Source organism: Kothea flammea (assembly GCF_052161645.1).
Taxonomy (GTDB): domain Bacteria; phylum Planctomycetota; class Planctomycetia; order Pirellulales; family Pirellulaceae; genus Laterigemmans.
Genome location: NZ_CP197414.1, coordinates 4656221 through 4676425, shown reverse-complemented (window position 1 = coordinate 4676425; position 20205 = coordinate 4656221). Strand labels below are relative to the sequence as shown.

Below are 20205 nucleotides of genomic sequence, written 5' to 3'. Positions count from 1 at the left end.
GCCGAGAATACCGCAACCACCGCGAGTCGCGAAAGTGGTGGGGACCAGTTATGGCAGATTCACGACTTCGCCACGGCTGCGGGTTGCCAGGGCTTGGAAAACGGTCAGGTCGATGGTGTCGGGCAGATGTCGCACCGAACCGTCTGCCATCACGAATCCAGTGACGCCGTTGTGGTAGCTGCTGAAGTCCTCGAAGTGTCCAATCGGGTCATTGGGCACATGGTCGGCAGCACCCAGGATGCGTGCTTCAGCCAAATTAGCTTCGTGGATCACTCCGTGCCAAATCGATCCGCCCAAGCGACTGCTGCGTTCTCCAACCATCAGGGTTTGGCTTGTGCCATCGCGGACGTCCCTGATTTTCATGCGGCTGTTACCGAAGAACAAACCGTTACCGTTATAAGGCGCGTCGTGGATATCTTGCGTTCCGAACACGCCGACGTAATTGGCTTTGGCCATCTCGAACAGTTTGGGCAGCCCCTCGTCGGCATGCTCCGGTCCGTGATCGTCATCATCGTCATCTCCGTCTCCGCCGTTATCGCGGAGGTGGTGATGGCCGTCGGATTCGGCGATCAAAAACAGCAGCGGGCCGACGTCGCTGGGGCAGACAAAATTGCTGACCGAGAGCACGCGAATCGGGGCGTGAATGTCCGCTTCGATCGGTAGCCGCGCATCGATCTGATTGTCAATGTTGTCTTGTTCCATGAATGGCAGCAACGCTTTGGCCCAGCCCCACCCCGGTTCGTCATGATCATTGCTGGCGACCCAACCGTAAGGAAAGCGGTCGTGAGTGCTATGATAGTTGTGGATGGCAATGCCGATTTGATGCAAGTTGTTTTGACAACTCATCCGCCGCGCGGCTTCGCGAGCCGCCTGCACCGCTGGCAGCAACAACCCAACTAAGATGCCGATAATAGCGATCACAACTAGTAATTCGACCAACGTAAAGCCGGACGATTTCGATTTTTTTGCATTCATATGATTACTCACAGCCCTGATAGGCACGACTCAAGAGATTTTGCTGACAACACAATGCGTGGGCCGTTAAAGTCGCCTAAGCAGCAAAGCCGATTCGCGATTGATGGTGCGCGAACAGGTCTCACAAGTTACTGAGAGTCAACTTAAACAAGCCGCCTGTGAGCCGGCGGGCCGCGGGGAGAAATCGAAAGCGTGCTTGGACCAGGCGTTAGCCGAGAAACGGCTAAGGGGATGAGAACGGAAAGCTTTTGTGCAATGACTTGCTGCGGCGAGCTAACGGTTGCTAACTCGTCGAACGTGTTAAACAAACACGCCAAGCAGGGGTGCGCAAGATCGGAATGGGGTGTATGTCCACTGCACCATTCACCCCGCTGATCACCCCTCAGTGTTCGCTTGAGACTCTCCGTCGGGTATGGCGAGGCCAAGTCGCGATCGTCGTCGCTCCGGGTGTGATGATCACTTGCAGCTCCGCTTGCCTCGCCAATGTGACTGTGTCCGGCACAAGACCGCGCCGCACGCTGATCAACGTCGCCAGCATGTTGCCCTGCCGCTTGATGCCCTGCGCAATCATGCAGTGCTGGCACGACGAGACCGCCGAGCAGGTAAGCGAGCAAAGCAAGATGAGCAGTCGCAACACGCATGAAAGGTAAAGAAATCCGTAGGCCTAGTAATTTAGAGGGCTGCAAAACCCCGGCACGCACTCAAATGAAGAGCAGCGATTGATTGGTACTATGTGTTCACTATAGATGCTCGGAGACCTCAAAGAAATCCCCACGCCCCAGAAAAGACTGTGTTTTTTGCAGTTTCCGCTGCCGCTCCCCGCCATCTGAGCTTGCTCTGTACCGGCCGCTGGACGATTTGGCTGGCAAGGATTAACGTTCGCTTTGCACGAATCGAAGCATTGGGTCCCCTTAGCCTGAACCACCTCGGCAAGCCGGCAATGAATAGCAAATCTGCGGAGCACAGCGATAACTGGCCGGAGCCAGGGCGGTTGACCGATGCCAGCCATGCGGCCAGCGGCGAGCGTTATGACGTGGTGATTGTGGGAGGAGGTCACAATGGCCTGGTGGCAGCAAACTATTTGGCGGCGGCCGGTCTGAGTGTGTTGATCTTGGAGCGGGGGGCTGAGTTGGGGGGAGCGACTCAATCGGTGCGACTGTTTCCCGATTTCGATGCTCGGTTGTCACGCTACTCTTACTTGGTTTCACTCTTCCCCCCGCAAATTGCCCGCGATTTGAAAATTGATTTTCGCACCAAGCCGCGGCGGATTGCCTCGTATACGGCTTGGGCGGATGCCGGCGGGCGTCCGCGAGGATTTGCGATCAGCAATGATTCGCCGGAGAGCAACGCCGCCACCATCGCCGAGCTGGGGGGCGGGGATGCGGAGTGGCAGGGCTATCAGCAATTCGGTGAACACTGTCGGGCCATCGCAAATGTCATGTGGCCCACGTTGTTGCAGCCGCTGTTGACGCGCGATCAAATGCGGCACCGCCTCTCCTCGGCGGTCGAGCGGGCGGCTTGGGAGTGGTTTGTCGAGCGTCCGTTGGGCGAAGCGATTGAGCACTTTGTCCAACACGACGCGCTGCGTGGGTTGTTGATGACCGATGGCAAAATCGGTGTGCACACGCATCCCCACGATCGCTCCTTGCTGCAGAATCGTTGTTTCCTGTATCACGTGGTCGGGGGCGGCGATGGCAATTGGGCCGTTCCAGTCGGCGGTATGCAGGCATTGGTCAATGCCCTTTCCGAGGTTGCCGTTCGGCGTGGCGTGCGTTGGCTGACGCGTGCCACTGGCGAGCAAATTGTGCCGGAGGGCAATGAGTACTCGGTTCATTACCGATATGAGGATCGGCAGTTGGCTTGCAATGCCCGCTTCGTGCTCGTGAATGCGGCCCCCAGCGTTTTCCAGCAATTGACTGGGCAGAGCCGGCAGCCGTCCGTGGACGACGAAGGGAGTGTTGTCAAAGTCAACATGCTGTTGGCTCGACTGCCCCGCTTGAAAGCAGGCGGAGTTTCTCCACCCGACGCTTTTACCGGCTCGTTTCACGTCAACGAAAGTTACCAGCAGATGATCGCTTCGTATCGCCAAGCGGATGCTGGTGAATTGCCTGCCAAGCCACCATTTGAGATGTATTGTCACACTTTGACCGACGATACGATACTTTCGCCCGAACTCCGTGCCGCCGGTTATCAGACGTTGACTTTGTTCGGTCTCGATATGCCGTATCGGTTGTTTCAACAGAACAACGACGTCAAACGGCAACAGGTCTTGGAGCGATATCTGCAGGCACTTGATGAACTTTGCGAAGAACCATTCCTCGATTGTTTAGCCTGTGATGCAAGCGGAAGGGGCTGCTTGGAGATCAAAACGCCACTCGATTTGGAAGCCGAGTTGGGACTCGACCAGGGAAATATTTTTCACAACGCGCCGAGTTGGTTTTTTCGTGATCAAATCTCCGAGAACGGAAGCCAAGTTGACGTTGCGGCAGATCGTTGGGGCGTGGAAACCAATTGTCCAGGCATTTTCCTGGCTGGTTCTTCGGCCCAGCGGGGCGGGGCGGTCAGCGGCATTCCGGGACACAATGCGGCCCGGCGTATTTTTGATGAATTGGGGATCGGATGATTCGCCCCGGCGAGACTAGCTGGGCAGCTAGAATGGCGACGGACTCCCACGTTTGCAGCATGATGCGAAAGCCGCCAGCCGCTTTGCCGCCAGCTTCGTTTTAGTTTGTTCCCAGTTTACTTTTTCAATTTCCCGATCACCCTCACAAGCTCTCCAACGAGGCGCCTTTCGTGTCGACCGCTTCCCCCAATCAATCGTCCGCTCTGAATCTCAGTTCATTAATGCGTCAGGCCGAAGCCGCCGGTTCGGATGTGGAGGGAGCGATTGAAATTGCTCGCCAATTACTCGAGCGGGCTCGGCAACTGCAGACGCCTCAGGAGAAACGTCAGCAAGCCGAGCTGGACCGCATGATCGGCCATCCTGAGGACAAAGCCACCTTGGTTGAAATGACCGACCAAGCATTTCGCACCGACGTTGCCCAGCGGGTTGCCGATCAATTAACACACATTCTCGATCTGCAAGGCGTGCCACGGTTCTTCAGTGGTTTGGATCGTACCATGTTGCGTGGCTTTCAAAGCTTTGGTGGATTCATGCCTGGAGTTGCCGTGCCGCTGGTGAAAGAGAAAATGCGGCGGGAAACGGCCAACGTCATTCTCCCGGCCGAGCCCGATTTATTGACTCCGCACCTGCAAGCCCGCCATCAAGAAGGTGTGCGGATGAACGTCAATTTCTTGGGCGAGGCGCTGATTGGCGAACGTGAAGCGCGGCGGCGTTTGAATACCTACTTGGCGGCCCTGCAACAACCTGATGTGGAGTGTATCTCGGTCAAGATTTCTACGATCTATTCGCAACTGACTCCGATTGGCAGACGGCATACGATCTCAGTGCTGGCGGACCGGCTGGAGTTGTTGTATCGGGCGGCGGCGCGGGAACCATTTGTGAACACCGACGGCAGCCAAACCAGCAAATTCGTATATCTTGACATGGAAGAATATCGGGATATGTATTTGACCCGGGATGCTTTGATCGCCGCGCTCAACCGTCCCGGTTTGGAAGGAGCGCGGGCTGGTATTGCTCTGCAAGCATACATCCCAGATTCGTTCCGCGTGTTGCAAGACGTGGCTCAGTGGTCCGAGGAGCGCGTGGCAGTCTCGCGGCAGAAAGGTATTGAGTGTTGTCCGTTGACGGTGCGCGTCGTCAAAGGCGCGAACATGGAGATGGAACGCGTGGAGGCATCGGTGGGTGGTTGGCCGCAAGCTCCCTATCAATCCAAAGTCGATACCGATGCAAACTTCAAGCGGATGCTGCGAGAGGCATTAAAGGATGAATATAAAGATTCTCTGCACCTCGGCGTGGCTTCGCACAATCTGTTTGACGTGGCTTTGGCCATGCTGTGGGCCGGCAAGTGCGGCGCGTTGGGAACCTCGCGAGTACAGTTCGAGATGTTGGAAGGCATGGCCAACCACCAACGGCGCGCCATTTTTGAGTGTGTCAACGAATTGTTGCTTTACGCGCCGGCCTGTCGCCAACAAGATTTTATCCACGCGATTGGATATTTGATTCGTCGACTCGACGAAAACACGGGCACTGAGAATTTCCTGCGGCATACTTTTCGGCTCGATCCTCAAGGGCAAGAGTTTGCCACCTTGGCCGCCGGATTTCGCCGCTCGGCTGAGTTGATCGACACCGTCGCTGATGCTCCGCGGCGAACTCAGAATCGTAACGTGCCCCCTGTGCAACCACCGTCGGCGGAGCGTTGGGAAGCGTTTGTCAACGAACCTGACACCGATTGGTCCCTCCCTCACAACGCCGAGTGGGCCGAGCAGATTATCAAAACATGGATCAATCGTTGCGGCGAGTCCGCCTCCTTCGTACCTTTGTTCGTCGCTGGGAAAGAAGTCACAGGTGAGAGTCCGGTACAAGTATCGACCGATCCTTCGCGCCCCGGCGTGGCCGTTTGTCGGTATGTCGAAGCGTCGGAAGGGGATGTCGACACAGCGGTGGCGTGTGCCCAGGCCGACCCGGCGGGTTGGCGGCAGAAAACGTTTGCGGAACGCCATTCGCTGCTTCGCCGCGCCGCTCAACTGATGCGAGAACGACGAGGCGACATCATCGGTGCCTCAATTGCCGACGGTGGAAAAACGATTCAGGAGGCCGATCCCGAAGTCAGCGAAGCCATTGATTTTACCGAGTTCTACCCGCTTTCCGCGACTCAATTAGCGGCTGAACCTCATTTACAGGCCAAAGGACGCGGGGTGGTGGCGGTCGTCAGCCCTTGGAATTTCCCCATCGCCATTCCCTGCGGTGGCGTTGCCGCCGGACTGGCTGCGGGTAACACCGTGATCTTAAAACCGGCCAGCGATACGGTATTGCCGGCTGCTGCCATTTGCCAGTGTTTTTGGGATGCCGGCGTGCCTCGCGAAGCGTTACAACTGCTCCCCTGCCGTGGATCCACCGCCGGCCAGCGTTTGGTCACTCACGAGCAGGTCGATGTGGTGATTCTAACTGGCGGCACAGAGACCGCGGTGCGGATGCTGAGTGCTCGCCCCGATTTAGACCTGGTGGCGGAGACGGGCGGTAAAAACGCTACCATCGTGACAGCCCTCTCGGATCGTGAGCTGGCCATTAAACACATCCTACACGGCGCGTTTAGCCATAGCGGCCAGAAATGCAGCGCGACTTCACTGTTGCTGTTAGAAGAAGAAGTCTACGAGGATCCCGAGTTTCGCGAATCGCTGTCTGACGCGGTGCAAAGCTTACGAGTCGGCTCGGCTTGGGACCTGAGTACCAAAATTGGTCCGCTGATTCGGCCCCCCGAGGGCGCACTGCTGCGAGAACTCAAGGAACTCGAACATGGCGAGCAATGGTTGGTGATGAGCGAGCGGGTTGATGACAATCCCTGTCTGGTTCGTCCTAGCGTCAAATGGGATGTTGCGCCCGATAGTTTTACGCACCTGACGGAGTTGTTCGGGCCGGTGCTGGGAGTGATGAAGTTTCGTCGGCTCGAGGAAGCGATCGAATTGGTAAACCGCACCGGATACGGTCTGACCAGTGGTTTGCATTCCTTGGATGACCGCGAACAGACGATTTGGAAAAATCGGATTCGCGCTGGGAACCTTTATATTAATCGTCCCACCACGGGAGCGATTGTGCTGCGACAACCGTTCGGCGGCGTTGCCAAAAGTGCCTGGGGCTCGGGGATCAAGGCCGGTGGACCGAACTATGTGATTCCGCTGATGGAGTTCAGCGAGGATTTGCCGGCGGAGCCCGATTCGGCTTCGCGTCAGCTGCTGAGTGCCGGGGATAAACCAAGCGACGCGTCCGCGTTGCTCGCGGGTTTAATCACAGCGCTGGAGGCCAATGCCAGCTTGGAGAAGATTGCCGCGCAGAGTGAAAGCACGGTGGAAGCGGTGTTGACGAGGCTGCGATTCGCGGCGGGCGACTTTGTCAAACATGCCGAGCAAGATTTCCAAGTCGAGCACGACACGGTGCGACTGGTCGGTCAAGATAATTTCCGCCGCTTCCGCCCCGTGGAACAGCTGCGGTTTCGTATCCAGCAACATGATCACGCTGACGATATCGTGATCGCCCTGATGGCCGCCGTGGCAGTTGGTTCGCGACCGGTGGTTTCTTACGCTCCCGGAGTGCAGATCGAACTGATCCGATTGTTGGAACAGCTGACATCGACTTGGGCTGGTCGTATCGAATTTGTCGAAGAAGACGAATCAGCCTTGGCCACCGAGATCCTTGGCGGATACGTCGATCGCGTGCGACTGCCCGGTGGTGGCCAAGTCGGCGAGGAAGTCTTGGCCGCATGTCGACAGGCGTTTATTCCGATTTTGCGAGCTCGCGCGGTTGCGCTGGGGCGGGTCGAACCGTTGTGGTATGTCACCGAGCAGAGTGTTTCGGTCGATTATCATCGCTACGGCAACTTGGGGCGACGCGCTGGCGAAATACGACGGCCAGTCTTGTAAACATTGTGTTGCGATTTCACCACAATGACCTACCTTTGCTGAGGATCGGTCGGGAAAACGCCAAAGCGGTTGCGTGGCTCTCGGATATTTCCCGGTCGTTCCTCCTGGGTCAGTTGCGCAACCATTGAAACAAGGTGCTGCATTATGTTTAACGCCACCGGAGCCGACCTGTTGTTGGTCGAGGGCGAAGCCGTTTTAGCGGACTTAACATCTTTCCGGCTTGAATTGCTCGGTTTTAGCTTGCGAGTCGTCTCTTCGTCTTTGGAGGCGCAGCAACAGATTGAAATACGGAAACCCGATCTGTTGATCATTGATTCCGTGCTGCCCGACGGCGATGGAATTGACTACGTCAGCCGCTTGCGCACTGAGTTCACGCCTGAGGAACTGCCGGTGTTGGTGTTTTCCATCAATCCAACACTCGACTCCGTAGAGCGAGCATTTGCGGGGGGCGCACAAGCTTATCTGGTTACACCATTTGACCCCACAACTCTGGAGGAAAAAATCCAGGTATTGCTGAAGTCGTCCTCAACGTTAAGCAAGCAGAGGAACCGATGACCAGAAGACTGGGAGATATTTTAATCGAGCAAAGCCTGGTCACGGCTGAGCAGTTAGACGAAGTATTCCGGACCAAACCAAAATCGGTGCTGATCGGCGATTGGTTGTTGGAGAACGATCTGCTCTCTCCGGAACAGCTGGGGCAAGCACTTTCTTGCCAATTTGAGGTTCCCTTCGCGGATGTCGATCCGACGAATATCGATCACCAGGTGATGCGATTGTTGCCCGAGGACTATGCGCGGCAGCACGAAGCCGTCGCGGTTGGGGTCCAAGGTCGTAAGCTGCGATTGGCGATGGTCGCGCCAGATGATATCGAGGCGATCGCCGAAGCCGAATTGATGACCGGCTATGAAATTCAACCTGAAGTTGCTTTGGGCGAGAACATTCGGGCCGCAATTGGTCGAGCGTATGACGAGCGCACGTTGGCGCGTCAAACGATCATCGACATGAAGATGGCCGAGCTGAACAATCTTCGCGAGCAAGGCGAAGAGTCGATCACGATGGCTACGCTGGTCGATGATGAGACTCCCGTGGTGCGACTTGTGCATGCAATTTTGACGGGCGCGGCAACTGCGCACGCCAGCGATATTCATTTGGAGCCGCACAAACCTGAGATGCGAGTTCGCTATCGTGTTGACGGACAACTGCAACCTGTGATGACGATTCCCAACCATATTGAGGAATCTGTCGTCAGCCGCATCAAGGTGATGGCCGAAATGGACACCACCGAGACGCGTCGTCCCCAGGACGGCCAGCTATCGGTGCTCGATAACGGCTCGAAGATCAACTACCGGGTTAGCAACATTCCCACGGTGGATGGACAAAAGCTGGTATTGAGATTGCTTGAGGAAGGCTCCAAAGTATTTGAGCTGGAGCGTTTGGGCATGAGTGATGTCAATCTGGCATCGATTAAGCGGGCATTGGATCGACCGTTTGGGATGTTTGTCGTCACCGGGCCAACCGGGTCAGGAAAGAGTACAACGCTGTATGCTGCGCTCCAATATTTGAACTCCGAAGATCGCAACATTGTCACCGTGGAAGATCCCGTCGAGTATCAAATTGTGGGCATCAATCAGGTGCAAAGCGACAATGAATTTGGCATGGGGTTCGCCAATGCGCTGAAATATATCATGCGACAAGACCCCGACGTCATTATGTTGGGAGAGATTCGTGACCGGGAAACGGCCGCCACCGCCGTGCAAGCCGCGCTCACGGGTCACTTAATGTTGAGCACGTTGCACACGAACGATGCGGTTGGGGCTGTGCAACGTTTGGCTGACCTGGGAATTGACAGTTTCAAGATTGCCGGTTCCTTGCTGGGCAGCATTGCCCAGCGGTTGTTAAGAAGGATCTGTGAGCACTGCAAGCAGGAAACCGAGGCCAGCCCGGCAATGCTGGAAACACTCGATCCGCATGGTCTCATCCCCGCGGGCACCGTGTTTTACAAGGGCCAAGGGTGTCGTAAATGTGTGGGGACGGGTTTCGCCGGGCGGATGCCCATTTTTGAAATCATGACCATGAATGATGTGATCGTGCGAGCCATCGAAGCCGGCGCGGCGCACAGCAAATTGCGAGAGTTGTCGATCGAGCAAGGGATGGTGGAACTATCAAGAGCGGGGTTGCAGCAAGTGATCGCCGGAAACACCACCCTGGAAGAAGTTTACTTTAAGACCAAGTCATAATTCATAAAAAGTCAGCCTGAGAGAGTCGGATGTCGTTTGCAAGAAGTAGAAACCGGTCGTTGTTGACCATCGCCGCTGATGGAGTTCGATGGCTGCAGGCGTTCGAGGTGGGCCGGGGAAACACGCCAGCCGATTTGCGTATTCCCCCCGCCAAATTGGCCGACTTGATGCGGTTGCTGCTGATGCTGCTGCAGAACGGCCTTTCCCTACCCAAGGCGCTTAATGCACTTTGCGAAGATCGAGCGGCCAAGCGTTGGAATCCATTGCTGAGGCAATTAGGCAAGTCGGTGCAGCAAGGTGGATCATTAAGCGCTGCGATGGCGATGTTTCCCCGCACCTTTACAACAGTCCAGATCCAACAGATTCGGATTGGTGAAAGAACCGGCGCGCTGCAGCGTTCCTTAGAGCAATTTTGCCAAGGTTTAGAGCGTTCCGTAGCTACGCGGCGGAAAATCATCAAGAAATTAAGTTATCCAGCGTTGATTATGTTTGCCGGGTTTGGCTTGGTGACTTTTATGATCACCTACGTCGTGCCGGAGTTTGAAACGGTGTTCGCCGGCAGCGGAGTGGCTTTGCCGATGGTAACGCGGGTTGTCTCGGCAGTTAGCCGTGGCATCTTCGCCTACGGTCCCGCAGCAATTTGTGTATTGATCGCCAGCGTAATCGCCTTTTATCTGTTACGAGCCAAGCCCAAGGGCAAGTTATTGATTGACGGGGCGGTGCTGAAAATACCAATCTTTGGTGGCTGGATTCGTGACGCGGCAGCCTTGCAGTTTGCCGATTCGATGATGTCGATGATCGAATCTGGGTTTACCCCCGTGGAAGCGGTCGAGGCCTCGGTCGCTGGCGTTCGCAACCGCTCTGTCAAGGCGGCGGTGACGCAAGTTTGTTTGGGAGTTAAGCGTGGCGAGCGCTTGAGTAAACAGATGGAAAGATTCCCCACTTTGTTCCCCGCCACGCTGTGCCAATTGATCAATGTAGGCGAGCAATCTGGAGACTTTGGCAAAGCCATGGTGGGTGCTTGTAGACACTTGCGGCAACAGCTCGAGCGACGCATCGACGCTTCGGTATCTTTGATTGAACCAGTGCTGACATTGGGTTTGGCCGCCGTCATTGGCACGGTCGTGATGTCGATCTATATGCCAATGTTCCACATGTTTGAGGTCATGGAATAATCGTTCATGCGTTATCACCGGCGTTGCTCAGTTACTGAGACGCAAGAAGCAATGCTTGATTTTTGCAGAAAACAGGCGGATTTTTTTCTTCATCGCTCGGATTGTGACATAGAGTTCAGTACAGAAGCGGGAGACCTGTCCTGCCTAGGGAACGGAAAAAACAATTTGCCCATTTGTTCGGCTGCACGCGTAAACTGCGAGAGCATTCGAGCGGACCAGCCGGTCATTCCATCCCAGTATTCCGTTTTTCACAATTCAGTTTTAGGAGACCTTTTGATGAGTTCCAAGAAGCGTTCAGCGTTCTCACTGCTTGAAATTATTGCCGCCGTTATCATTTTGGCCGTGGTGGCCACAGCGACAATCTCCACGGTGGCGCCCATGCGGACCAAGAGTGACGCCAAACTAGATGAATCTTCGCTGGCCAGCCTTAATGGATTGGCTCAAAACTATTACATGGAACGTGGTGCTTGGCCGACTCGTGTTGCCGACTTGGCTCGCTTCGGATATCTGGATTCTCGAAACAACCGCGCACACTACAACCGCATGAACCAAAAGTTCGAATGGGACGCCACTCGCAATCAGTTTGTGGCGAAGTAGTAAGCTTGCCTTTCTGAACTTCGCTGTGTGGACTTTGCAACTCTGGTATTTTGTACCAGAGTTGCTGCCGTATTATGGGTTTGACTCCTCTTCTACTGTCGTTCCCGATGAACATCAATCGCTCGCAACCGCAATCCCGAGGACCGAACCGCTGCGGTGCTAGACACCGTTCAGGCGTTGATTCTCGCAAGGGGTTTACGCTGTTTGAAATTCTCATGGCGGTCACGATTACGGCGGCTGCTGGTTATGCCGCGATTGCTTCATTGAGACCCTCCACCACTCAAGCAGCCAACGCGCGGGGTGCTGTCGATGAGCTTGCCAGCACTCTGCGAATGGCTCGGCAAACCGCGATCGCCAAGCAACGTCCCGTGGAAGTCCGTTTGGCCGCCGTGGCGAGTGGACAATGGGTAGAACAGATGGTTACCGGCGGCGGATTGACTCTCACTCAACCGATCATCGTACCACTGGTCGCTCCGCCGGGCGTGAGCGTCAGGGGTTGGCCGGGAAGTATCCGTTTCGATGCCTCCGGTACGGCCAACCGAAGTTTAGACCTGGGCGTCGGCTTTACCGGGCGGGAGTATCGTTTGAGACTGTATCAGGCTTCGGGTGTGATCAGGATAAACCGACCATGAAACGTTGTCGCCGGCGAGGCTTATCGCTTCTCGATACATTGTTGGCCGCCGGGATTGGCGCGAGTTTGTTGGTGCCCACCGTGCAGATGACGCGTGATGCTCAATTTCAGCAGCGACGCAATCAAGTGCGTGAAGAAATGGCAGTTCGTGGCGAAGGAATCATCGATGCGGTGCGGATCGCGGTTGGCGATCCTGCCAGTTTTGCAGGTGCCGCGAGTGGAATTTTACCAGCCGGTGTTGCTGCCGATCGCACGGTGAATTTTTTACCAGGTGACTCGATACGACAACGCGTGAGCGTCCAACCCTACGACAGCCAACGCGATTTGTTGACGGTCGCCGTGACGCTGGAACATCTCAGCGTGGGGGCGACGAGACTTGTTCCCCCCGTTCGGTTCGTTACCCAAATCGCTCGACCTTGGTGAGAAATATGGGCTGCAAAAAATCATACACTGTCGGGCACTCGTCAACCTCGGTCGCCAACGGCTTTCCGCGCAAAGCAAGGGTAATCGAGGCGTCCACTGCTGACTTTCCCGGCGCCAGCCGCACGAGTCCAAGGAGCAAACCTCCGCGGCGTGGTGTGACATTGTTAGAGGCGGTGACGAGTCTTACCATCTTTGCAATGTTAAGTATCGTATTGACCGGGACGCTGCAGGCCGCGGTAGCGCTGTTGCGAAATCAAGAGCAAACTTCCTCGGCAGATGTCGCAACCACGACCTTGCGTTGGATCGAGGACCAAATTCGGCAGAGTGACAACGTGCAGCTTGCTTCGGCTAACCGGTTGGTTTTGAGTAATCATTCGGCGAACCCCCTGTTGAACCGGACGCTGTGGCGTTCAGGGCGTCAGTTGATCCTGGAACAAGGCAGCGTGCGACAGGTTGTATCGGAGCCGGTTCAGCAATTGGTCTTTTCGGATCCCAGCGGGCAAGGCCGAGCGGTGCAAATTCAGTTGACGGCGGGCGAAGCCAGCGGATTGCAACCTGTTACCAGCCGAACTCGCATTGTGGCATTGGATTGGTTGAAATGAACAACGGGAACAAAGCCTGCTGCGGCAGCCTGCTGCGAGAGCGTCCTGATTTGATTGGCAAGAGAAAGATCGCGCGGGGACGGCGTGGCATTGCCATGCTGGTCGTGATGATCATGGCGGGCGTGGTCGGCGTATTGTCAGTTACCATGTTGCGAGTTAGTCGCAATGATCAAATGTGGACCACTGTCGAGCAGCAGCGGAGGGTGGCACGTTGTGCCGCGCAGGGCGCAGCGCATCGTGGCGTCGCCATGCTACGACGTGATCCGACGCTCCGCGGTCCGGTGGCCGTGACCGGCCCAGAGATTGGCATCGGCGTTGTCAGTTCCGTGAGCATCGCCACCAACGCCACTGGCCAACTAACGGTCTTTTCTACCGCCCAGTACCAGGGAACGATTGTCAGGGAACAGATTGTGGTCGACCCCAGTCGACTGTAGCAATCAGTCAGTGGGAAACACTGCTCCATCCGGTGCTTCTGCCCTGAAATTGGCGGTGATTTCCAGCTCTCGCGTCACAAAGTGCAAGCTAGCTTTACAAGGATCCCCGCCCGACAGCGGCACCAAGGATTGGATTGTATGATCGGCTAGCAACAAATGGTTTGGTACCTTGTGATGTTGAAACGAAAGCGACGAGAGCAGCGGGTCTGCGGATTGCATATTGGGGGCGAGACGGTACGCTTGGCGATCCTGACCACAGACCAGGATGGCACGCGTTCTTTGACATTGGACGCCGTTGAAGTCTCGTCGGGGACTGATCACTTAGAAAGCATAGAAGCAGCTTTCCAGGTCCTTAGCGATCGGCATTCGATTCGACGTTGGCCATTGGCGGTGGTGCTCGACGGTGACTACTGTGTGACGCGTGTGACAACGGGGACACCGCAGGAAGTCGAACGTAACCTGCAACGCTTGGCGACGCGTATTCCTCGCTATCTCTCGCTGGGCCCCGGCGAAAAGATCACCGGTGGCTATCGGCACTTGATCAATAACAAAAGTGAGTACGCGGTCACGGGTGTTGCCAATCGGCGGGTGATTGAATCGGTACAGCAGTCTCTCAGGGAGTGCGGTTTGACGCCCACCAGCATCGAACCGGCGATGGTGGCAGTGGCGAGGATAATGCCAGCCGTGGTCAGCAATGACTCGCCTTTGCTGCTGGCGGACGGCTCGGGAACGCAGTGGGATGTGGGGATTGTACAAGCGGGGCGTTTGTTGCTCGACTATCGCCCTTCGGCAGCTCGCGAATCCGAGCGATTCGGCGAGACGCTGTGTGGACACATGTCTCGGCTGCACAGGTTTTGTCAACGCCATCGTCATTTGAGCGGTAGTGAGTTGGCCGAAGTTTACATTTATGGACCAGCCAATAAAGCTCGCATCACAGCAAAGACTTTTGAGAACCAGTCTGCGTTGACAATTCGGTTATTAACGGTTGAAGCACTATTGCCCGGCTGGGAATTACCCGAAGACGCTTTCGATAGTTGCTGGATCGGAGCGGTGTCGGCGGCCCGCACTTTCGATACCAGCAATGCGGAGTTGCAAATCGCCGACTTGTTATCCTCGGTCAGGGTCGCCAAGCAGAAATCGTTTGGGCACCATCTACTTTGGACGGTCAGCCCGGTGCTGGCGGTGGCGGCGATCGTCGTTGGCTTATTTACTGGTGTTGAACGGTATCGACAGCTGGAAGATGATTTCTCAAAAGTCTCCGGTACGTTGCGGGGTGAGCTTGTCAAGTTTCGCGCTCGGGCGATCGCGGTGGACGAATTTGAGGAGCGCTTAGAGGTTTTTGAGGCGGTTGATGGGAAGTTAGAGCGTGGTGAATATGCGAGTTTATTGTTAAGTCAAATTCCTCAATGTCTACCAGATGCTACGAAGCTGACACGCATCCAACTGAGTATTGATGGCACAATTCGCATAACCGGCACAACCCTTAGCGAATCAATTATTTTCGATGTCACCTCCGGCCTGCGGAAGCTGCCTGGGATTGCTGACGTGCAGTTGGAGGGAACTAATCCCCGAGGCGATGTTGGCGACCCCGAGATGGACTTTGCGATCGTGATTCGGATGCGGCACGCGACAACAGTAGAAGAGGTATGACATGCATAAGCGCTACATTGTTTACATCAGGGTAATCGCTACCGTCGGAAGCTGCCTAGCATTCCTTTTCATTGGCTGGCCGCTGGCCGATGAATATCTGCATCACCGGCAAGTGGTGCGAGACATCGAAGAGTTGCGAGACGAACACCAGCGACTGTTCGATCAGCGAAACAGCATGGAGGCGCGACACGAGCAACTCTCCGAGAAGTTAGCGACTTACGAGCAGCGTTCGATCACTGCGGAATCCATGAACACGTTCCGTGATAAGATCGTGGAAATGGTGCGAGACCATGGGTGTCGGATACGTCAGGCTCGAGTGACCGATCCTCAGACGCGTCCATGGAAGGGGCCGGAGGATGATCCGCTGGTCAGTGCATCTGACAGCGGATTTGCGGGAGAAGGTTTTGACCTGGTAACGACACAGCTGCACCTGACCGTTACGGGAGATTTTTCAGCAATCCAGACATTGTGTAAAGAAATTGTCGAGGCAAATTATTTGGCCGTGACGGAGTTCATCTCGTTGCAACCGGTCGACGTGACTGGGCAAGCAATTCAGATGGAGCTGCGGATAAAATTTTTCGGCATCAAGGAGCGAGAGGCGGCGGAGGATGAGTTCGAAGGCTTGCCATTGGATGTGGCAAATTCCGGGGCACCAAGCGACTTAAATGTTTAGTTAAAGACAGCAAATAGCAATTGGATGAGTTTCCATGGATGGGCCTCGAAGACCTAGCAATCTCTCACCAAGAATCCGCCTACTGCGGCGGATGATACGGTCGCATATTCCCGGGTTCGTCTGCTTGGTGGCCGCCGGGCTGGTTCCCTTGAGCTTGCCTGGTCAGACACCACTCGATAACTCGCCGACGCCACCAGGCTTCAATGATGCTGGAATTACGGAAACCAATTCGACTGTCACCTTCGCCGGCCGGCGAACAGACTCACCAACGACCGCTATTTCGGATCATCTCTCAGTTCGCGACATGTTGCTGCAACCGGGCGACGTATCATTCCGTAAGACACCTTTAGCCGAAGCCATTTTTTCGTTGTCCGAGGTGTGGGGTGTAAACATTGTTGCTGGTGGTGAAGTTAAAGGGGACGTATCTGGAGTTTTCTCACAAGCACCTCTAGCGGAAGTGCTGGATGCTATTTTGGGTGCCAACGGGTATGGGTATCGCTTGAGCGGACAAAGTCTGGTAATCGTTTCCCTAGACAAGATCGGGATGGATGACCCGAATCTTGTCTCCGAATCATTGGCTATGCCGGGCACGGCGGAACAGCAGGAATCGATTTTGAAAGCGGCCGGGTTGTTGATTAGCCCGCGTGGGCAGATTCAAGCCCTGTCGGTTAACAACAGCCTTTTGGTAGTCGATTACCGCGAAAATATCGAACGGGTGCGCGAGTTCTTGACGCAACTGCAGACGCAGCCTGGCGGCCCCTCCGCCGTTGCTCAAGATCAAACCATTCAGCCAAACCGGCTCCCCGCACCCGGCAGTGCCGCGAATGCGGCGGAAGCAGCGAACGAGGAGTCGATCGTCTATTTTGCTCCCCAGTTTGTTGCCGCTGAGGAGTTGCAGGGACCGCTGACCGATACCTTGGGCGAAAGCGTGCGGCTGAGCGTGATGGCGACCGAGAATCGCCTGATGGTGTTGGGCACACCGAAGCAATTGCGGATGGCGGAGCAGATTGTGGAACAGTTGGATCGGCCGCGCATGCAAGTGCGGATCTCCGCGTTGATCTACGACGTTGAGCTGCGCCGCGGTGAGGAGTTGGGGATCGACTGGGGTAACCAGTTATCGATCAACGGGATGTTCGGTGGCGAAGCGCTGGATGCCGCGGCGGGCGGTGCGGCCGGAGGCGCAGCAGCGGGTGGCGCGGCTGGGGGAGCCGCAGATGGCGCCGCGGCCGTTGCGATGACTGGGGCAGCGATCACTTTGGGAACGTTGCAAGATACGCTAACTTTGGGAAACGTGATTCGTGCTTTGGACGAAACTCGCGGTGCCCAATTATTGGCCGATCCCACGATCACGGTTGAGGATCGCAGCGAAGCTTCGATTAAAATCGTCACCAAGATTCCCTTTCAACAATTGACGCAAACGGCCGAAGGGGGAAACATTGGCACGACCGCTTTTGAGGAAGCTGGGATCGTACTGACGGTGACGCCGCGAATTGCTCGCGATGGCACGATTCAGATGAAGGTGCGGCCCGAGTTCAGCACGCTCGTTGAATTCGTCAACGGCCAGCCTTTGATCGACAGCCGGCAAGCGGAGACCGATGTTCGCGTGGCCGATCGACACACGTTGGTGATCGGGGGCCTGAGACGCAAGCAAATGCGAGATGCGGTGTCGGGTTTGCCTGGGCTGATGAATATTCGCAAGCTGGGCAAACTGTTCCGCGCTCATGATTCGGGGATTTCAGAGAGTGAGCTGTTGGTATTTCTGCGGCCTGAAATCATTTCCCCATATCATCTGGCCGACCCCCGGGAAGCGGCTGCGATTGATGTCTCGGAGATCGAGTTGAATTCGATTCCCATCGCCGATCTTTGTCCGCTGGTGGACGACTGCAAGGATCCGCATTGTGTCTACCATCACCGTCGTCGCAACGTGAATGGCGGGGCACCCACGTCGCGTCCTTTTAATGGTGGACTGATCGGCGAGTTTGGTTTGGACATCCATGCTGATAAGCAGCCGACTGGGATTATTCCGTATGAAGCCTTGGGGAGCCCCAACTTTCAATCGAGCGGCTTGCAGCCGACACGTGTTGAGTCCCCACGGGCTAAGGCTCCGCAAGGGCAACCGCTGCGAGTCTCTCAGGCCAGCCGGAGTCAGCACAGCAGTCGGCGCGGCGCGGTCCAAAAGGCCCGCCCCGTAGAGTTGAATCGATGACGTTTTGTCCCGGTTGGGCGTTAATCGCGAGCGGGTACCTTGGAACGATCGAAGAGGGAAGCAGTCCATTCGGAAGTGCCCGAACTGAGCTTAACGACGGGTGGGGTAATTTGGATTACCTTGATCCCAGCGATAGTTTCAGTTTCTCGCATGGTGTGCGTTTCTCCGGCAATTTGCAAAATCACCGCTTTTTCATCGCCGGCCGAACTGGCAAAACCTTGCACCAATACTGACGATAGCGGACCGGTGTAAGTGCTACCATCACTCGATGCGTGCGAGCCGGTATAGACGAATGGATTGACCCGGTCAGGATTTTCAGGTTTGAATTCGCTGTTGGTTTGCGGATTCGCATCGATAATGTCGAGCGGAGGTGCAATCGAGATCGGTTGCGCGTCCATTTGTTGGTTGGCCATATCGATCCAGCCCGCGGAATCCGAACAACCGACAATAAGCATCAGCATGAGACTGCAGGCGACAAGCTGCAAGCGATTGGTTCGCCAGCGGGGATTGCAACCACAGCGGAGATTCAACATCAACAACGGCATAGCTTCAGGTGCCATGATCAGGTCAAACGTAGGAACTGGATGGCCAAGTCTAGCTCGCAAAATGACAGTTGGTGGGCAGGCATAGTAGAGCGATTGTCACCAATCGCTTAGGGCCTGTGCATAGTAGAGCGATTGTCCCCAATCGCTTGCGGCCACTGCAAACAGTTGAGGACAGCGGTTCTACAATGTAGAGCGATTGTCCCCAATCGCTTGCGGGACTGCAAACAGCTGAGGACCGCGGTTCTACAATGTAGAGCGATTGTCCCCAATCGCTTGCGGGACTGCAAACAGCTGAGGACCGCGGTTCTACAATGTAGAGCGATTGTCCCCAATCGCTTGCGGCCACTGCAAACAGCTGAGGACAGCGGTTCTACAATGTAGAGCGATTGTCCCCAATCGCTTGCGTTACCGCAAACAGCTGGGGACAGCGGTTCTACACTGCAAACAGCTGAGGACAGCGGTTCTACACTGCAAACAGCTGGGGAAAGTGGTTCTACAATCGAGTCCTCAGCGGGCTGCGGCAATCAAGGGCCCGGCTCCTTGGTCCAATAATCTCTCAGCAACTTGCATCCCTAGTTCTTCGGCGGCGAGCATCTCGGGCTCTGGGCAGTCGATCGCCACGGTCGTCTCCAAACGCGTTTGGCCGTCGAGCGAAAGCACAGCGGCCCGCAGAGTGAGCGTGGCGTTTTCGACCCGAGCGAGCGCGGCCACCGGTGCTAAACAGCCAGCTTTCAGTTCGCGGAGCACGGCACGTTCCGCGGTCACGCAAGCTTGCGTGCTGGGCGAATTCAATGCCTGCAACGCGTCCTTGCTCAACTGGTCGTCAGGACGTGTTTCCAGCCCCAAAGCGCCTTGACCAGGGGCGGGCAGCATCCAGTCGAGGGAAAGTCGTTGGGCGGTGTGGTTTTCCAGCCCCAAACGCAACAAGCCGGCCTCGGCCAGAATCACCCCATCAAACCCTTCCCCCGCTAGCTTCTCCAAACGCGTCTGCACGTTGCCGCGGATCGCTTCGATCTGCAAATCGGCACGTTGGGAAAGCATTTGAGCGGCCCGCCGTCGACTGCCGGTCCCCAAACGGGCTCCGGCAGGCAATTGCTCGAAGGAAATTCCATCCGCCGTAATCAGGCAATCAGCGACTGGAGCTCGCGTCGGCACGGCAACCAATTCAAGCCCCGTGTCGAGTTGCGTGGGTAGGTCTTTGAGACTGTGCACAGCCACATCGGCTTCCCCGGAAAGGACCGCCTGTTGAATCCTCTTGGTGAACAAGCCAACGGTTTGTGAACCATCGATCGTTTGTTGATTAACGTCGCCTTCGCTGGTGAGTAAAATTAGCTGAACCTCGTGCCCGGCAGCACGCAGGGCGGCAGCAACCCAATCGGCTTGCCAGCGGGCCAACGGACTCCGGCGAGTGGCGATACGTATCATCAGAAATTGTTTCCCTCACCCTGCTGGGCAGCTAATCTATAGAATGTTTAGCAGCAATCACGTTGTCGGTCACCATCCACAGATCGTGGATTTCA

At 55.9% G+C, this 20205-nt stretch carries 17 protein-coding genes; 14 read left to right on the top strand and 3 right to left on the bottom strand.

Annotation, left to right across the window (positions count from 1 at the left end):
• Window positions 1-48: 48 nt before the first annotated feature.
• Window positions 49-975 (bottom strand): DUF1559 family PulG-like putative transporter, encoded by a 927-nt coding sequence (locus SH139x_RS17560; protein WP_488351076.1) that lies wholly within the window; start codon window positions 973-975, stop codon window positions 49-51.
• Window positions 976-1322: 347 nt separating this feature from the next.
• On the opposite strand from SH139x_RS17560, the gene SH139x_RS17555 reads away from it, so the two are divergent.
• The 14 genes from SH139x_RS17555 (at window position 1323) to SH139x_RS17490 (ending at window position 18140) form a co-directional block, all read left to right on the top strand.
• Window positions 1323-1625, top strand: a complete 303-nt coding sequence (locus SH139x_RS17555) for a hypothetical protein (RefSeq protein WP_488351075.1) — start codon at window positions 1323-1325, stop codon at window positions 1623-1625.
• Window positions 1626-1915: 290 nt separating this feature from the next.
• Window positions 1916-3598 (top strand): phytoene desaturase family protein, encoded by a 1683-nt coding sequence (locus SH139x_RS17550; protein WP_488351074.1) that lies wholly within the window; start codon window positions 1916-1918, stop codon window positions 3596-3598.
• 170 nt (window positions 3599-3768) lie between these two features.
• Complete coding sequence (locus tag SH139x_RS17545; RefSeq protein WP_488351073.1) at window positions 3769-7512, top strand: proline dehydrogenase family protein; 3744 nt, start codon at window positions 3769-3771, stop codon at window positions 7510-7512.
• A gap of 144 nt (window positions 7513-7656) precedes the next feature.
• Window positions 7657-8067 (top strand): response regulator, encoded by a 411-nt coding sequence (locus SH139x_RS17540; protein ID WP_488351072.1) that lies wholly within the window; start codon window positions 7657-7659, stop codon window positions 8065-8067.
• On the top strand, window positions 8064-9749 hold the full coding sequence (locus SH139x_RS17535) for a GspE/PulE family protein (protein ID WP_488351071.1): 1686 nt from the start codon (window positions 8064-8066) through the stop codon (window positions 9747-9749). Before SH139x_RS17540 ends, SH139x_RS17535 begins: the two co-directional genes overlap by 4 nt.
• A gap of 29 nt (window positions 9750-9778) precedes the next feature.
• Window positions 9779-10924 (top strand): type II secretion system F family protein, encoded by a 1146-nt coding sequence (locus tag SH139x_RS17530; RefSeq protein ID WP_488351070.1) that lies wholly within the window; start codon window positions 9779-9781, stop codon window positions 10922-10924.
• A 276-nt stretch (window positions 10925-11200) separates the two neighbouring features.
• Window positions 11201-11521 carry a competence type IV pilus major pilin ComGC gene (locus tag SH139x_RS17525; protein ID WP_488351069.1) on the top strand — a complete coding sequence of 107 codons (321 nt, stop codon included), beginning with the start codon at window positions 11201-11203 and terminating at the stop codon, window positions 11519-11521.
• Between the two features lie 215 nt (window positions 11522-11736).
• On the top strand, window positions 11737-12153 hold the full coding sequence (locus tag SH139x_RS17520) for a GspH/FimT family protein (RefSeq protein WP_488351068.1): 417 nt from the start codon (window positions 11737-11739) through the stop codon (window positions 12151-12153).
• Window positions 12150-12575 (top strand): hypothetical protein, encoded by a 426-nt coding sequence (locus SH139x_RS17515; RefSeq protein ID WP_488351067.1) that lies wholly within the window; start codon window positions 12150-12152, stop codon window positions 12573-12575. Before SH139x_RS17520 ends, SH139x_RS17515 begins: the two co-directional genes overlap by 4 nt.
• 197 nt (window positions 12576-12772) lie before the next feature.
• A complete protein-coding gene (locus tag SH139x_RS17510) occupies window positions 12773-13177 on the top strand; it encodes a hypothetical protein (RefSeq protein ID WP_488351066.1) in 405 nt (134 codons plus the stop codon).
• Entirely contained in the window at window positions 13174-13611 is a 438-nt protein-coding gene (locus SH139x_RS17505; protein WP_488351065.1) for a hypothetical protein, read from the top strand. The genes SH139x_RS17510 and SH139x_RS17505 overlap by 4 nt, the downstream gene beginning before the upstream one ends.
• A gap of 156 nt (window positions 13612-13767) precedes the next feature.
• The gene (locus tag SH139x_RS17500; RefSeq protein ID WP_488351064.1) at window positions 13768-15261 is read left to right on the top strand and encodes a hypothetical protein; all 1494 of its coding nucleotides are present in this window, start codon (window positions 13768-13770) and stop codon (window positions 15259-15261) included.
• A gap of 1 nt (window position 15262) precedes the next feature.
• A complete protein-coding gene (locus SH139x_RS17495; protein ID WP_488351063.1) occupies window positions 15263-15934 on the top strand; it encodes a hypothetical protein in 672 nt (223 codons plus the stop codon).
• A 91-nt stretch (window positions 15935-16025) separates the two neighbouring features.
• A complete protein-coding gene (locus tag SH139x_RS17490) occupies window positions 16026-18140 on the top strand; it encodes a secretin N-terminal domain-containing protein (protein WP_488351062.1) in 2115 nt (704 codons plus the stop codon).
• A 20-nt stretch (window positions 18141-18160) separates the two neighbouring features.
• On the opposite strand, the gene SH139x_RS17485 is transcribed toward SH139x_RS17490, so the two are convergent.
• Window positions 18161-18700: a hypothetical protein gene (locus SH139x_RS17485; protein ID WP_488351061.1), complete on the bottom strand. Its 540-nt coding sequence runs from the start codon at window positions 18698-18700 to the stop codon at window positions 18161-18163.
• Between the two features lie 492 nt (window positions 18701-19192).
• Window positions 19193-20110, bottom strand: coding sequence for a hydroxymethylbilane synthase (hemC, locus tag SH139x_RS17480; protein ID WP_488351060.1), 918 nt, complete (start codon window positions 20108-20110; stop codon window positions 19193-19195).
• Window positions 20111-20205 lie beyond the last annotated feature (95 nt).